This window comes from Mesorhizobium sp. M7A.F.Ca.US.006.01.1.1 (genome assembly GCF_003997935.1).
In the GTDB taxonomy this organism is placed as follows: Bacteria; Pseudomonadota; Alphaproteobacteria; order Rhizobiales; family Rhizobiaceae; genus Mesorhizobium.
The window spans coordinates 1-15,417 of record NZ_RZQL01000174.1; the positions used below are offsets into that span (position 1 = coordinate 1).

At 64.4% G+C, this 15,417-nt stretch carries 12 protein-coding genes and 1 pseudogene; 3 read left to right on the forward strand and 10 right to left on the reverse strand.

The features are described 5' to 3' along the window. A partial coding sequence (locus EN943_RS25785) for a HAMP domain-containing sensor histidine kinase (RefSeq protein WP_164778367.1) occupies positions 1-915 on the forward strand: 915 nt, incomplete at its 5' end. A gap of 205 nt (positions 916-1,120) precedes the next feature. Here the strand turns inward: EN943_RS25785 and EN943_RS25790 are convergent. Continuing rightward, on the reverse strand, positions 1,121-1,549 hold the full coding sequence (locus tag EN943_RS25790; protein ID WP_127415153.1) for an Lrp/AsnC family transcriptional regulator: 429 nt from the start codon (positions 1,547-1,549) through the stop codon (positions 1,121-1,123). Between the two features lie 115 nt (positions 1,550-1,664). Here EN943_RS25790 and EN943_RS25795 point away from each other — a divergent pair, with 115 nt between their 5' ends. Continuing rightward, positions 1,665-2,768, forward strand: a complete 1,104-nt coding sequence (locus tag EN943_RS25795) for a saccharopine dehydrogenase family protein (RefSeq protein ID WP_127415154.1) — start codon at positions 1,665-1,667, stop codon at positions 2,766-2,768. Positions 2,769-2,940: 172 nt separating this feature from the next. On the opposite strand, the gene lpdA is transcribed toward EN943_RS25795, so the two are convergent. The 4 genes from lpdA to EN943_RS25820 form a co-directional block, all read right to left on the reverse strand. Beyond that, positions 2,941-4,338: a dihydrolipoyl dehydrogenase gene (gene lpdA, locus EN943_RS25800; protein ID WP_127415155.1), complete on the reverse strand. Its 1,398-nt coding sequence runs from the start codon at positions 4,336-4,338 to the stop codon at positions 2,941-2,943. Between the two features lie 251 nt (positions 4,339-4,589). After that, entirely contained in the window at positions 4,590-5,918 is a 1,329-nt protein-coding gene (locus tag EN943_RS25810; RefSeq protein ID WP_127415156.1) for a dihydrolipoamide acetyltransferase family protein, read from the reverse strand. Between the two features lies 1 nt (position 5,919). After that, entirely contained in the window at positions 5,920-6,933 is a 1,014-nt protein-coding gene (locus tag EN943_RS25815; protein ID WP_127415157.1) for an alpha-ketoacid dehydrogenase subunit beta, read from the reverse strand. 3 nt (positions 6,934-6,936) lie between these two features. Further along, positions 6,937-8,169, reverse strand: a complete 1,233-nt coding sequence (locus tag EN943_RS25820) for a 3-methyl-2-oxobutanoate dehydrogenase (2-methylpropanoyl-transferring) subunit alpha (protein ID WP_127415158.1) — start codon at positions 8,167-8,169, stop codon at positions 6,937-6,939. A 461-nt stretch (positions 8,170-8,630) separates the two neighbouring features. Here EN943_RS25820 and holA point away from each other — a divergent pair, with 461 nt between their 5' ends. Next, positions 8,631-9,677 (forward strand): DNA polymerase III subunit delta, encoded by a 1,047-nt coding sequence (holA, locus tag EN943_RS25825; protein ID WP_127415159.1) that lies wholly within the window; start codon positions 8,631-8,633, stop codon positions 9,675-9,677. A gap of 454 nt (positions 9,678-10,131) precedes the next feature. Here holA and EN943_RS25830 read toward each other — a convergent pair whose 3' ends face one another. From EN943_RS25830 to EN943_RS25850, 5 genes and pseudogenes are all read right to left on the reverse strand, one after another. Continuing rightward, complete coding sequence (locus EN943_RS25830; protein WP_127415160.1) at positions 10,132-11,022, reverse strand: ParB/RepB/Spo0J family partition protein; 891 nt, start codon at positions 11,020-11,022, stop codon at positions 10,132-10,134. Between the two features lie 68 nt (positions 11,023-11,090). Next, positions 11,091-11,891, reverse strand: coding sequence for a ParA family protein (locus tag EN943_RS25835; RefSeq protein ID WP_127415161.1), 801 nt, complete (start codon positions 11,889-11,891; stop codon positions 11,091-11,093). A gap of 52 nt (positions 11,892-11,943) precedes the next feature. Beyond that, on the reverse strand, positions 11,944-12,576 hold the full coding sequence (gene rsmG, locus EN943_RS25840; protein WP_127415162.1) for a 16S rRNA (guanine(527)-N(7))-methyltransferase RsmG: 633 nt from the start codon (positions 12,574-12,576) through the stop codon (positions 11,944-11,946). Next, positions 12,573-14,453 (reverse strand): tRNA uridine-5-carboxymethylaminomethyl(34) synthesis enzyme MnmG, encoded by a 1,881-nt coding sequence (mnmG, locus tag EN943_RS25845; RefSeq protein ID WP_127415163.1) that lies wholly within the window; start codon positions 14,451-14,453, stop codon positions 12,573-12,575. Before mnmG ends, rsmG begins: the two co-directional genes overlap by 4 nt. A 435-nt stretch (positions 14,454-14,888) precedes the next feature. Then, positions 14,889-15,417 (reverse strand): annotated as a pseudogene (locus EN943_RS25850) (tRNA uridine-5-carboxymethylaminomethyl(34) synthesis GTPase MnmE); the annotation flags it as partial.

Here is a 15,417-nt window from a genome sequence, read left to right on the forward strand (position 1 = left end):
AGAATCGTGCTGATGAGCTTTGGCTGGGGAACCCTGATCATCACCGGGCTGGCGGTCGCCGGTGGCGCCCTGCTGGCCTCGCGCGTCCAGCGCCGTCTCGACGGCATCGCCGCCACCATGGTGGATGTCTCACACGGACGGCTGGACACCCGCATTCCGCTGACCGGCAAGGGCGACGACATCGACATCGTCTCCAGCCAGGTCAATGCCGCGCTCGACCGCCTGTCGGCGCTGGTCGAAGGCATGAAACAGGTCAGCGCCAACATCGCCCACGACCTGAAGACGCCGCTCAACCGGTTGCAGATGATCCTCGACACCGCATCGGAGAAGAATCTGTCGGGCCAGAAAATCGCCGCCGAACTGGCCGACGCGCATGCCGAGAGCCTGCAGATCAACGAGACCTTCGATGCGCTGCTGCGCATCGCGCAGATCGAAGCCGGCGCCCGCCGGGCGCGGTTCACCGATGTCGATCCGGGCGAGGTGCTGCAAACTATCGCCGAGATCTATGCCGATGTTGCCGAGGACGACGGAAAGTCGCTGTCGTTGGCGCAACCACAGGAAACGACGGACCGGATCCATGGCGATCGCGAGCTGCTGACGCAGATGTTCGCCAATCTGGTCGAGAACGCGTTGCGCCATTGTCCATCGGGCACGACGATAAAGCTGTCGGTGGCGCGCCAGGGCGAACGCGTCGTTGCCAGCGTCGCCGACAATGGTCCCGGCATTCCGGCGGAAGAGCGCGAGAAAGTGTTCCAGCGGCTCTACCGGCTGGACCACAGCCGCTCGACATCAGGCAGCGGCCTCGGCCTCAGCCTTGTCCGGGCAATCGCCGATCTGCACGGTGCGTCGATTACGCTGGAGGATCGCCGGCCTGGCCTTGCTGTGGCGGTGAGTTTTCCGCTGGCGTCAGATTAGAGCCTGATCTCCCCCCTTGAGGGGGAGATGTCGCCGAAGGCGACAGAGGGGGTCGCCTCGCGTGAAGCGCCAACCTCCATCTGTCGCAAGGAGGTCGCATCTGGTCGAACCGACCCCCTCTGGCCTGCCGGCCATCTCCCCCGCAAGGGGGGAGATTGGCAGCTTCTCTGTCCTGCCGACATTAGTCGCACAGGGGTGTCACCACTCACCGATCTATCCGCGTCGACAGGATGATCGACGACAGGGTCCGTTCGACCCCGTCCATGGCGCCGATCTGGTCGAGCAGCATGTCGAGGTCGCGGATCGACGGCGCGTCGACGATGACGATCATGTCGAAATTGCCGCTGACCGAATGCAGCGTCCTGACCGTCGTCAACGCGCGCAGGCCCCGCACCACCTTGTCGGCGAGCTTGGGCGTCACGGTGAGCAGCACATGCGCCCGCACCAGCCCCTGCTCGTAGTCCGGCGCCAGTCGCACACCATACCCGGTGATGATGCCACGCTGTTCCAGCCGTTCGATGCGGCTCTGCACGGTGGTCCGCGAGACGCCAAGCCGCCGCGCCAGCTCGGCGGTCGAGGCGCGCGCATTCTCGCGCAGCAGCGAAAGCAGGGTCTGTTCGGCATCGCTGAGCATTTCGACGATTCTTCTCGGCGGACTGACCAATCAATGGGTTCGTTTCGTACAGAACCACGCTTCCTTTCGACGGGCAAGCTGCGAATCTGTGCTCACAACCAGTGAGGGATTTGTCATGAAGAAAATTGTCGTTGTCGGCGCCGGCAAGATCGGCTCGACCATTGCCGAGATGCTCGCCGCCACGGGAGATTATCAGGTCACGCTCGTCGACCGCTCGGCAGCACAGCTCGCAGCGGCCGAAGTCCCGGCCACGGTTGCGACGCTGGAGCTCGACATCGAAGCATCCGGCGCGCTTGAAGCCGCACTCGCCGGCAAATTCGCGGTGCTCAGCGCCGCTCCCTTCCATCTGACCACCCGCATCGCCGAGGCGGCGGCCAGTGCCGGCGTGCACTATCTCGACCTGACCGAGGATGTCGTCTCGACTCGCCGCGTCAAGGAACTGGCGCGTTCGGGCAGAAGCGCCTTCATTCCGCAATGCGGCCTGGCGCCGGGCTTCATCTCGATCGTCGCCAACGATCTCGCCAGCCGCTTCGACTCTCTGGAAAGCGTGCGCATGCGCGTCGGCGCTTTGCCGCAATATCCGTCCAACGCGCTGAACTACAATCTGACCTGGAGCACCGACGGCGTCATCAACGAATATTGCGAGCCTTGCGAAGCGATCGTCGAGGGCGAACTGGTCGAAGTGCCGCCGCTGGAAGAGCGCGAGGAATTCTCGCTCGACGGCGTCACCTACGAAGCGTTCAACACCTCGGGTGGTCTGGGCACGCTGGCCGAGACGCTGAAGGGCAAGGTGCGGACGCTGAACTACCGCACCATCCGCTATCCCGGCCATGCCGCGATCATGAAGGCGCTGCTCAACGATCTCGGCCTGCGCCACCGCCGCGACGTGCTGAAGGACATTTTTGAAAGCGCCCTGCCGGCGACCTTGCAGGACGTCGTCATCGTCTTCGTCACCGTCTCCGGCCGCAAGAACGGCCGCCTGCTGCAGGAGACCTACGCCAACAAGATCTATTCCCAGCGTGTCGGCCAGGTGGTGCGCAGCGCTATCCAGATCACCACGGCGTCCGGCATCTGCGCCGTGCTCGACATGCTGGCCGACGGCAGCCTTCCGGCGACCGGCTTCATCAAGCAGGAAGACATCGCCCTCGACGCGTTTCTGGCCAACCGTTTTGGCCGCGCCTATGCCCAGCACGAGATGGTGAGCCGGCTGGCTGGGTGAAGGCTGAGCGCCTAATCTCCCCCCTTGAGGGGGAGATGTCGCCGAAGGCGACAGAGGGGGTCGCCTCGCGTGAAGCGCCGACCCCCTCTGGTGCAAGGAGGTCGCATCCGGTCGAACCGACCCCCTCTGGCCTGCCGGCCATCTCCCCCTCAAGGGGGGAGATTACCAAACCTCAAATATGCAGCGCGTGCCCCAGTGCCTTCAGCGCCGCTTCCTGGAACCCCTCACCTTGCGTCGGATGCGCATGGATGGTGCCAGCGATGTCCTCCAGCCGCGCGCCCATCTCCAGCGCCAGCCCGAACGCCGCTGACAGTTCCGACACACCCTGCCCGACAGCCTGGATGCCGAGCACCAGATGATTGTCGGCCCGCGCCACGACACGGACAAAGCCGTCCTCACCCAGCTTCGTCATCGCCCGCCCATTGGCGGCGTACGGGAACATGCCGATCTTAATCTCGCCGCCGAGCGCCTTGGCCTCTTCCGGCGACAGGCCTGCGGTCACCAACTCGGGATCGGTGAAGCAGACGGCCGGTATCGAGCGCTTGTCCCAGTTGCGCTTGTGACCGGCAATGACCTCGGCGACCATCTCGCCCTGCGCCATCGCCCGGTGCGCCAGCATCGGCTCGCCGGTGACGTCGCCGATGGCAAAGATGCCGCGCATCGAGGTGCGGCACTGGTCGTCGATGCGGATGAATTTGCCTGCCCTGTCGAGGTCGATCTGCTCGAGCCCCCAGCCTTCGGTCACCGGCTTGCGGCCGACCGTGACGAGAATTTTTTCGGCGGCGACCTTGGCGCTCTTGCCGTCCGCTGTCTCGACCAGCAACGCGTCACCCTTGGTTGAAAGCCCCTTCGCCTTGGCGCCCAGCATCACCTCGACGCCGAGCGCGGCGAGCCGCTTGACCACCGGCCGGGTCAGCTCCGCGTCATACTGCGCCAGCACGCGGGGCAGCGCCTCGACCACGGTCACTTTGGCGCCCATTTTCGCGAAGGCTATGCCGAGTTCCAGTCCGATATAGCCACCACCGACGACCGCGAGTTTTTGCGGCACTTCACTCAGCGCCAGCGCCTCGGTTGACGAAATCACCGGCCCACCGAACGGCAGGAACGGCAGCTCGACCGGCGCCGAACCAGTGGCGATGACGATCGTCTCGGCCCGGATGACCTGTACGCCGGTCTCGGTCTCGACCGCGACGGTCTTGCCGTCGCGAAAGGTAGCCCAGCCTTGCACGGTCTTCACCCCGGCCTTCTTGAGCAGGCCGGCGACGCCACTGTTGAGCCGGCTGACAATGCCGTCCTTCCAGGCGATCGTCTTCGCCAGGTCGAGTGCCGGTGCGGTGAGCGAAATGCCGAGCGGGCTGTTGCCGCCTTCCATGTGCGATACCTTCTCGAACTCTTCCGCCGCATGGATCAGCGCCTTGGACGGGATGCAGCCGACATTGAGACAAGTGCCGCCCGGCTTGCCGGCTTCCACGATCACCGTATCGACGCCGAGCTGCCCGGCGCGGATAGCGCAGACATAGCCACCAGGACCGGCGCCGATGACGAGCAGCTTGCAGGAGATTTCTTTCATGACGTCATCCTAGCTCGTTGTCGCGTCCGCCCAAGAAGAGCCCTCTGTAGCGATCCTTCGCGCCCCCCTCTGTCCTGCCGGACATCTCCCCCTCTAGTGGGGAGATTGGATGTCACCTCGGCTTTCGCCAATCTCCAAAACTTAAAGAGAGGCGGGGATGGCGAAGCTGCCGATCTCCCCCCTTGAGGGGGAGATGCCTGGCAAGGCAGAGGGGGGGCGCTGTCCCGCCGACATCTCGATTGTCCCGCCCCTCAATCCACAAAGATCAACGCCGGCGTTTCCAGCAGCGTCTTGATCCGCTGGATGAACACCGCGGCGTCCCAGCCGTCGATCACCCGATGGTCGAAGCTGGACGACAGGTTCATCATCTTGCGCGGGATGAACTGGGTGCCGTCCCACACCGGCCGCACCATCATCTTGTTGACGCCGATGATCGCCACTTCCGGATGGTTGATGACAGGTGTCGTCGCCACGCCGCCCATGGCGCCGAGCGAGGTGATGGTGATGGTCGAGCCGGACAGCTCGTCACGTGTCGCGGTGCCGGACTTGGCCGCCTCGGCCAGCCTGATGACCTCAGTGCCGCAATCCCAGATGTCGCGCGCCTCGGCGTGCTTGACCACCGGAACCACCAGCCCCGACGGCGTCTGCGCGGCGATGCCGATATGGATGCCGCCATGCTGGTGGATGATGCCGGCCTCGTCGTCGAACAGCGAATTGAGATTGGGCTGGTCTGCTATCGCCTTGACCATGGCCCGCATCAGGAACGGCAGCAGCGTCAGCTTCGGCCGCTCCACGCCACCACCCTTACCCGGGCGCTTCTCCTTGTTGAGTGCGGCGCGCAATTCCTCCAGCGCCGTGACATCGATCTCCTCGACATAGGTGATGTGCGGGATGCGCGATTTGGACAGCGACATCTTCTCGGCGATCTTGCGCCGCAAGCCCACCACCTTGATATCCTCGACAGCATCGTTGCGGGCGAGGCTGGATGCCTTGGCGACCTGCGGTCCGCGTGCCAGGAAAGCCTCGATGTCCTCATGGCCGATGCGGCCGGCCGGGCCGGATCCCGCAACCTGCCTGAGATCGATGCCGGCTTCCTTTGCCCGCAGACGAACAGCCGGCGAGGCCAGTGGTTTCTCGCCTTCGGGACGCGGTGCGCCGGATACGGAAGGGTGCGCCGTGCTTTTCGGTGACGCCGCCGGTTTCGCCTTGGGCTCGTCGCTCTTTGGCGATGTCTTCACGACCGGCGCAGCAGCCTCGGGCTTCGGGGTCGGAAGTTTTGCCGGAGGCTCAGCGGACACCACTTCCACTTCGCCGCCTTGCGGCTTGGCATTGCCCTCGCCCGCCACCTTCAGCCGCACGATGGGCGAACCGATCGCCACCGTGTCGCCGATCTCGGCGCCAAGCCACAGGATTTCGCCATCGACCGGCGACGGGATTTCGACTGTCGCCTTGTCGGTCATCACAGCAGCAAGCACGGTGTCCTCACGCACCATGTCGCCGATCTTGACGTGCCACTCGACCAGCTCGGCCTCGGCGACGCCTTCGCCGACATCGGGCAGCTTGATGATGTGTTCGCCCATCTCAGGCTCCCATGGTTTCAAGCAAGGCACGGCCGACCCGGGCGGGACCGGGGAAATAATCCCACTCCTGCGCATGCGGATAGGGCGTGTCCCAGCCGGCAACGCGAGCAACCGGCGCTTCGAGGTGATAAAAGCAGTTTTCCTGCACCAGCGCCGACAGCTCGGCGCCGAAGCCCGAGGTCAGCGTCGCCTCATGCACGATGACGCAGCGCCCGGTCTTCCTGACCGAGGCGACGATCGTGTCGAGGTCGAGCGGCAGCAGGGTCCTGAGATCGATGATCTCGGCATCGATGCCGGTTTCCTCGACGGCCGCCTGCGCGACATAAACCATGGTGCCGTAGGCGAGCACGGTGAGGGCCGAGCCAGCCCGGCGGATCGCTGCCTTGCCGAGCGGCACCGTGTAGTGGCCGTCGGCGACCTCGCCCAGCTCATGCTTCGACCATGGCGTCACCGGCCGGTCGTGATGGCCGTCGAACGGGCCATTGTAGAGCCGCTTCGGCTCCAAAAAAATCACCGGATCGGGGTCTTCGATCGCCGCGATCAAAAGCCCCTTGGCGTCATGCGGGTTGGACGGCACCACCGTCTTCAGCCCCGACACGTGAGTGAACAGCGCTTCCGGGCTCTGGCTGTGCGTCTGGCCGCCGAAGATGCCGCCGCCGGTCGGCATGCGCACCACGATCGGGCAGGTGAAATCGCCGTTGGAGCGGTAGCGCAGCCGCGCCGCTTCCTGGGTCAGCTGGTCGTAGGCAGGATACATGTAGTCGGCAAACTGAATCTCCACGCAGGGCTTCAGGCCATAGGCGGCCATGCCGATGGCCGAGCCGACAATGCCGGATTCGTTGATCGGCGCGTCGAAGCAGCGGCTCTTGCCGTATTTGGCCTGCAGGCCCTGCGTGCAGCGGAAGACGCCGCCGAAGAAGCCGACATCTTCGCCGAACACGACAACCTTGTCGTCGCGCCCCATCGATACATCCATGGCATCGCGAATGGCCTCGATCATGGTCCGCCTCGGCATGGCTCAGACTCCCGCCTGCTGGCGCTGGCGTCTGAGATGCGGCGGCATCTCGGCATAGAGCCCTTCGAACATGTCGCGCGTCGATGGCTTGCCGCCGGCATGCAGCGTGCCGTGGCTTTCCGCTTCCTTCTGCGCCGCGATCACCGTGTCGAGGATTTCCGCCTCGGCCTGCGCGTGCCGCTCGTCCGACCAGACGCCGAGCGCGATGAGATGGTTCTTCAGCCGCACGATCGGATCGCCGAGCGGCCAGGCGTCGGATTCAGTCTTTGGCCGATAGGCCGAGGGATCGTCCGAGCTCGAATGCGCGCCGGCGCGGTAGGTGACATATTCGATCAGCGTCGGCCCGAGATTGCTGCGCGCCCGCTCCGCCGCCCATTTGGCGACCGCATGCACCGCGAGATAATCATTGCCGTCGACGCGCAATGACGGGATGCCGAAACCAAGGCCCCTCGCGGCGAACGTGCCCGAGCCGCCGCGCGCGATGCCTTGAAAGGTCGAGATCGCCCACTGGTTGTTGACGACGTTGAGCACGACCGGCGCCTTGTAGGTAGAGGCGAACACCAGCGCCGAATGGAAATCGGATTCGGCGGTCGAGCCGTCGCCGATCCAGGCGGCTGCGATGCGCGAATCGTTCGATATCGCCGAGGCCATCGCCCAGCCGACCGCCTGGATGTACTGCGTCGCCAGATTGCCGGAGATCGAGAAGAAGCCGTGCTCCTTCGACGAATACATGACCGGCAATTGCCGGCCCTTCAGCGGGTCGGCCTCGTTGGAATAGATCTGGTTCATCATCGTGACCATCGGATAGCCGTCGGCGATCAGCAGCCCGGCCTGGCGATAAGTCGGAAAGTTCATGTCGCCGGGTTCAAGCGCCTTGCGGAAGGCGCAAGCCACGGCCTCTTCGCCCAGATGCTGCATGTAGAACGAGGTCTTGCCCTGCCGCTGCGCCATCTGCATGCGCGCGTCGAAGGTCCGCAGCGTCATCATGTGGCGCAGGCCGGCCAACAGCTCGTCGCTGGAAAGCAGTCCGGCCCAGGGACCGACGGCTTCGCCAGTGCGGTTCAGCACCCGGATGATCGAGAAGGCATGATCGCGGATGGTGCGCGGATCGACATCGATCTCGGGGCGCGGCACCGAGCCGGCCTTCGGGATCGGCACATTGGAAAAATCAGGCGTTCCGCCCGGGCGCACTTCCGGTTCCGGAACGTGGAAACGCAACATCCCAGCATCGGCCATGACCTTTGTCCTCCAATGTTGCCTGGTGCCGATATTTGCATATCTGCGCCGCCAGGCCAGTGCGAATTCGTCGGGCAGCCTTCGGACGTCGGTCCCGGCAGCGCCGGCCGATCCAGCCTCCCACGCACCAAGATGAAGATATGTCCGCGAAATTTCTTGTCGATGTTGGGCGAGGATGCGCAATTAGAGAAAAGGTTGGGCCGGGTTTGCCGGCAGATAAGGTGATTGGTGGGGTGGATGCTCACCTTGCAGCGCGGCGGAGCGCGGAATCTCCCCCCTCGAGGGGAGATGTCGCCAAAGGCGACAGAGGGGGTCGCCGCGCATGGAGCGCCAGCCTCCATCTGTTGCAAGGAGGTCGCATCCCGTCGAACCGACCCCCTCTGTCCTGCCGGACATCTCCCCCACGAGGGGGAGATCGAACTCCATTCACCTCGCCCCCGCATCATGCTAACCAACCCGCCATGGCACAGAAGAAAGCATATGAGGTCGATGGCTGGCTCGCGAAGCCGGACCGGCGCATCTCGATCGTCCTGCTTTACGGCCCCGATCGCGGCCTCGTCTCCGAGCGGGCGAAGGCGTTTGCCGGCAAGACCGGCCTGCCGCTTGACGATCCCTTCTCGGTGGTCAGGCTGGAGGGTTCGGAGGTCGACCGCGACGAGGGCAGGCTGCTCGACGAGGCGCGCACCGTGCCGATGTTTTCCGACCGGCGCCTGCTCTGGGTGCGCAATGCCAGCGGCCAGAAGGCGCTGGCCGACGACGTCAAGGCGCTGACGGCGGAGCCCGCGCGCGATGCCATCATTCTGATCGAGGCCGGCGACCTCAAGAAGGGCGTCGGCCTGCGCGCCATCGTCGAGGCGGCCGACAACGCCATGGCGCTGCCTTGCTACGCCGATGAGGCGCGCGACATCGACGGGGTCATCGACGCCGAATTGAGCAAGGCCGGCATGTCGATGACCATGGAGGCAAGGCAGGCGCTGCGCCGCAATCTCGGCGGCGACCGGTTGGCCTCGCGCGGCGAGATCGAGAAGCTCGTCCTCTACGCGCACGGCCAGAACGAGATCGGGCTGGAAGAGGTCAAGGCGATGTCGGGCGATGTCTCCGGCGCCTCATTCGACGACGCGGTCGACGCGCTTCTCGAAGGCAAGATCGGCGACTTCGACACCGCCTTCACCCGCCATTGCCAGTCCGGCGGCCAGCCCTTCCTGGTGCTGTCCTCGGCGATGCGGCAGTTGCAGCAGATCCAGGCCATGCGCGGCCAGATGGAAACGGGCAACCGCAACGCAGCCTCGGTCGTCGCCGCCGCCCGTCCGCCGGTGTTTTTCTCCAGGCGCAAGCTGGTGGAGAAGGTGCTGGAGCGCTGGAGCGTCGAAGCGCTCAGCCGCGCGCTGACCCGGCTGCAAACCGCGGTGCTGCAAACCAGGCGGCGGCCCGATCTGTCCGTGGCGCTCGCCCGCCAGGCGCTGCTTGGAATTGCGGTGGAAAGCAGCAGGTTGGCGCAGCGCGCCTGATCTCCCCCCTCGAGGGGGAGATGTCGCCGAAGGCGACAGAGGGGGTCGTTGCGCGTGGAGCGCTGGCCTCCATCTGACGCAAGGAAGTCAAGTGGCAATCATTGCTTCGGTGAAGGTCGACCCCCCACTCCGTCGAGCTTCGCTCGACACCTCTCCCCCGATCGACGGGGGAGAGGAACGGCGCGAGGTCGCCGTCCCTGGCTCCCTTCCTCTCCCTCCGGAGGGGGGGAGAGGTGGCGCCGCGAAGCGGCGACGGAGTGGGGGAAGCCATTCGCCAAACGCGCCGCCGCGGCAAGACAGGAACAACCCTGCCGGCCATCTCCCCCACGAGGGGGAGATTGGCAGCTTCAACGATTTCGCCAGTCACCATCGCAACAAAAGAAAAGGGCCGACCCACGGCCAGCCCTTCCGTATATGCCAAATCAGTCTTTGGCTTGATAATTCAGCCGGCTAACTACCGCTCCTGCTTCAGCCTTCTGCACAGCTCATCAAGCTGCTCCAGCGACCGGTACGAAACCCGCAGCACGCCGCCCTTGCCCTTGTGATCCACAGACACGATCATGCCGATCGTATCGGTCAACAGCTTTTCCAGCGCCAGCGTGTCGGCGTCCTTTTCGTCAGGACTTGGCGCGGGCCTGGCTTCCCTGGCGCTGCTGGTGCCGGCCGGCATCTGCGCCAGCGCTTCGGCCTGGCGCACCGAAAGTCCTTCTTCGACGATACGCTTGGCAAGGCCGGCCGGATCTTCCGCCGTCACCAGCGTGCGGGCATGGCCCGCCGACAGCGCGCCGTCGACCAGCATGTCGCGGATCACATCCGGCAGCTTCAAGAGCCTGAGCGTGTTGGCGACATGGCTGCGGCTTTTGCCGATCACCTGGCCGAGATCGGCCTGGGTGTAGCCGTGCTCGTCGATCAGCTGCTGATACCCAAGTGCTTCCTCAACCGCGTTGAGGTCGGTGCGCTGGACGTTCTCGATGATCGCCAGTTCAAGCGCGGTGCGATCGTTGACCTCGCGGATGATGACTGGGATCTCGGACAGCCCGGCGCGCTGCGCCGCGCGCCAGCGCCGCTCGCCGGCGATGATCTCGTAGCGTCCGGCCTGCGTCGGCGAAGGCCGCGCCACCACCGGCTGGACGACGCCGTGTTCGCGGATCGACTGGGCGAGGTCGGTCAGCTCGGCGTCGCCGAAATGCCGGCGCGGATTTTTCGGATTTGGCGTCAGGAACTCGATCGGCACCTTGCCGTCGGCGCTCATGCCAGGTTTTTCAGGCGCTGCCGGGCGATCGATCTCGCCGATCAGCGCCGCCAGCCCACGCCCCAGTCTCTTTCTCGAAAGGTCTTCGCTCATCTTTATTCCAGTTGGCTATTCCAAATCGTTTCGGTATCGAATCGGCTTTTGATTTGCGGGGAGTCTAATCAAGCGGCGCGTAACTTGCGTTCGCGGCGGATCACTTCCGACGCCAGTTGCAGATAGGCCTGACTGCCCGAGCATTTCAAATCGTAGAGGATCGCCGGCTTGCCATAGGACGGCGCCTCGGACACCCGCACATTGCGCGGGATGACGGTCTCGTAGACCTTGTCGCCCATATGCGCGCGCACATCCTGCACCACCTGGTTGGCGAGATTGTTGCGGCCGTCATACATGGTCAGCACGATGCCCTGGATGGTGAGATCCGGATTGATCGAGCGGCGCACCTGCTCGACCGTCTCCAGCAACTGGCTGAGACCTTCGAGCGCGAAAAACTCGCATTGCAGCGGCACAAGAACAGAATCGGCTGCAGCCATTGAATTCAAAGTCAAAAGGTTGAGCGACGGTGGGCAGTCGATCAGCACATAGCCGAACGGTGCGCCGCGGGCCGTCGCGGCGCGCAGCGCATTGCGCAGCTTGAGCACCCGGTCGGGCGCCGAGGCGATCTCCATTTCGATGCCGAGCAGATCGAGGGTCGACGGCACGATCGACAGGCCAGGCACCGCCGTGGGTATAGCAGCGGCCTCCAGTTCCAGCTCGCCGGTCAGCACGTCATAGGACGAGACCGTCCGATCCTTGCGGTCGATGCCGAGGCCGGTGCTGGCATTTCCTTGCGGATCGAGATCGACGATCAGCACCTTTTCGCCGATCGCAGCCAGCGCGGTCGCCAGATTGATGGCGGTGGTGGTTTTGCCGACACCGCCCTTCTGGTTGGCTACAGTGATGATTCGGGGGCCATTCTTCATCATGGGTTTATGCCAGAAATTCATTTTGGGCGCCAAATCGCCTGTCAGTGACGGATCAGACAGGTCGCAGGTTGGACAATTCCAGGATGACGCCGCCAACGTCGGTCACACTGGGATGTTCTACCAGATCGAAGGACCATCGGTGAACGCTTTCTTGCACTTCGGTGCGGTAATCCCTGCCTTTGTGGAACAGGCCGCGCGCACTTGTTGTCAGCCAGGGCGCCGACAGGTCCAGCAACATCGAAAGCGGAGCCAGCGCCCGCGCCGTGACGATTTGCGGCGTCGAAACAAGCACATGGCTGTCATCGATGCGGCGCGCCACGACCCGCGCCGGCAGGCTGAACTGACCGACGACGGTCTGCAGGAAGGACGCCTTTTTGCGATTGCTTTCAACCAGATCGATGCTGGCGCCGTCGCGCTCGGCAAGCAGGAAAGCCATGACGAGGCCGGGGAATCCGCCGCCGGATCCTAGATCGACCCAGCGTGTCGCCCGAGACTCGATTCGCGCCAACTGCGCACTGTCCAGAATGTGGCGCTGCCAGACGTCGCCCGAGGTCGATTGCGCCACGAGATTGATGCTGCGATTCCATTTCTGGAACATCTGCTCGAACGCCACCAGCCTATCGAATGTTTCACGTGAAACCGGGCCCGCCACGTCCTGCAGGCTCTCCAGGGAAATAGAGCTCACGCAACATCCTTTTGTAAGCGCTGGGCGCTCTCCGCATGGCGGACATGCGCGACAATGATCGCCAGCGCCGCCGGCGTCATGCCTTCCATGCGCTGGGCATCGGCGATGGAACGCGGCCGCCGCGCCTGCATCTTCTGCGTCAGCTCGTTCGACAGACCCGGCACGCCGGCGAAATCGATGGTTTCCGGAATCAGCCGGCTCTCTTCATGCCGTATCTGCGCGACATCCGTCTTCTGGCGATCCAGATAGACCGAATATTTCGCTTCCGTTTCGAGGCGTTCCGCCGTCTTGCCGTCGATCGCCGCAAAGCGCGGATCGACACGAGCCAGCCAGACCACATCGACGTCTGGATAGGAAAGCAATTCATACCCGGACCGGCGCACGCCATCCCGGTTGATCTCCAGCCCGTGACGCGCCGCCTCGTTCGGCGTCAGGGTGAGCGACTTCGCCAAACCCCGCGCCTCATCCAGGCTTTGCATGACATGCCCGTAGCGCTGCATCCGCTGCGCCGAGGCAATTCCCAACCTCCACGCCAACGGCGTCAGCCGCTCATCCGCATTGTCTGCGCGCAGCGACAGCCGGAACTCGGCCCGCGAGGTGAACATCCGGTAGGGTTCGCTGATGCCGCGGCTGGTCAAATCGTCGACCATCACGCCAATATAGGCTTCGGTGCGGCTGAGCACGATCTGCTCGCTGCCGGCCGCCCGCCGCGCCGCATTGAGGCCGGCGAGCAAGCCTTGCCCGGCCGCCTCTTCATAGCCGGTCGTGCCGTTGATCTGCCCGGCGAGAAACAAGCCATTGATGCGCTTCGTCTCCAGCGTCTGATGCAGCTCACGCGGATCGACATGATCATATTCAATGGCATAGCCGGGCTGCAGCATGACGGCGCGCTCCAACCCCGGAATGGTTTTCAATATATCGAGCTGCACATCTTCGGGCAGCGAGGTCGAGATGCCATTGGGATAGACCGTGTCATCGTCGAGCCCTTCCGGCTCAAGGAAAATCTGGTGGCCGTCCCTGTCGCCGAACTTGACGATCTTGTCCTCGATCGACGGGCAATAGCGCGGCCCCACACCTTCGATCGAGCCGGAATACATGGCCGAGCGGCCGAGATTGGCGCGGATCAGCTCATGCGTGGCCGTCGTCGTGCGGGTGATGCCGCAATCGATCTGCGGCGTGGTAATGCGGTCGGTCATCAGCGAAAACGGCACCGGATCCGCATCCGCGGCCTGGGTTTCCAGCGACGCCCAGTCGATGGTCCGGCCATCGAGCCGTGGCGGCGTCCCGGTCTTCAGCCGTCCGAGCTTGAAGCCCGCCCGGTCCATCGTCGCCGAGAGCCCAAGGCTGGCCTGCTCGTTCATGCGGCCGGCAACAATCTTCTTCTCGCCAATATGAATGAGCCCGCGCAAAAAAGTTCCGGTCGTCAAAACGACCGCGCCGCAAGCCAGGCGCCGTCCGTCAGCCAGGAGAACAGCCTTGATCTGCCCGGCGACGATCTCGAAGTCCAGAACCTCGCCTTCGACAACCTCGAGATCGTTCTGCTGCCGAATCGCTTCCTGCATGGCAAGGCGATAGAGCTTCCTGTCGGCCTGCGTGCGGGGGCCGCGCACGGCGGGACCCTTGCGGCGGTTGAGCAGGCGGAATTGAATGCCGGCCGCATCCGCCACGCGGCCCATCAGGCCATCCATGGCATCGATCTCGCGCACCAAATGGCCCTTGCCGAGCCCGCCGATCGCCGGATTGCAGGACATGACGCCGATCGTGTCGAAACGCAGCGTCACCAAAGCGGTCTTCGCACCGGCGCGCGCGGCAGCGCTAGCCGCCTCGCAACCCGCGTGACCACCGCCCACCACAACCACATCATAGTGATTGGTCATTTCCAAACGTCCCAGACTCGAAAAGATTGAGGGACACATGTCCCCGCGAGCCTTTGCTGTCAAGAAAACTCCGCGACGAGTTTCACGTGAAACAAGCTTGCGGGCTGTCAGCTCCATGTTTCACGTGAGTCACCGGGGCCGCCTGACGCGTTTCACGTGAGTCACGCAGGCAGCGCAGCGCGGTGGCCCAGACGAAGCCTCCCCAGCTTCGTCATCCACGGGCGGAGCAGCCGCGAAGCGGCGTCGCAAAGACCCGAGGATCCATGCCGTGACCTTAGCCAAAGGGTACAGCGGAGCAGAATTCTGCATCGTCGCGGCTGCTTTGATGTCGCGGCATGGATCCTCGGGTCTGCGCCGCGTCGCTACGCTCCTTGCTCCGCCCGTGGATGACGAAATCACGGTGTTGGCCGCCAGCGACCCATTGTTTCACGTGAGTCATTTTCCGATGCAGAACTGCGAGAAAATCACGTCCAGCATGTCCTCGACGTCGATGGCGCCGATGATTCGGCCCAGGCGGTCTGCTGCAAGCCGCAACTCCTCGGCGCGCAATTCCTGCCCGACAGTCCGGCCGTCGGTTGCGCGAAACAGATGGCTATTAGCAGCGCCAAGCAATTCGACGTGGCGCAGGCGCGACGGCAAAACGTCGCCGACGCTGCCGGCCGCCGCCGCCGCCCGCCGGCCGATTTCCGCCAGCAGTTCCTCAATGCCCGCCCCGTTCTTTACCGAAATGACAAGGTCATAGCCGTCCCGAGCGTCGCTCGCCGCGCGGTCCTCCAACAGATCGAGCTTGGTGCCGACGCGCAAGGTCGGCGCCGCGGTCGGCAGCGGTCCGATCTCCCTGGGATCGGCGACATCCCTGAGCAACAGCAAGAGATCGGCGCCATGCGCCTTGGCCCTCGCCTTCTCGATGCCGATCGCCTCGACCTTGCCCGGCGCATCGCGCAGCCCGGCCGTATCCGTGAGC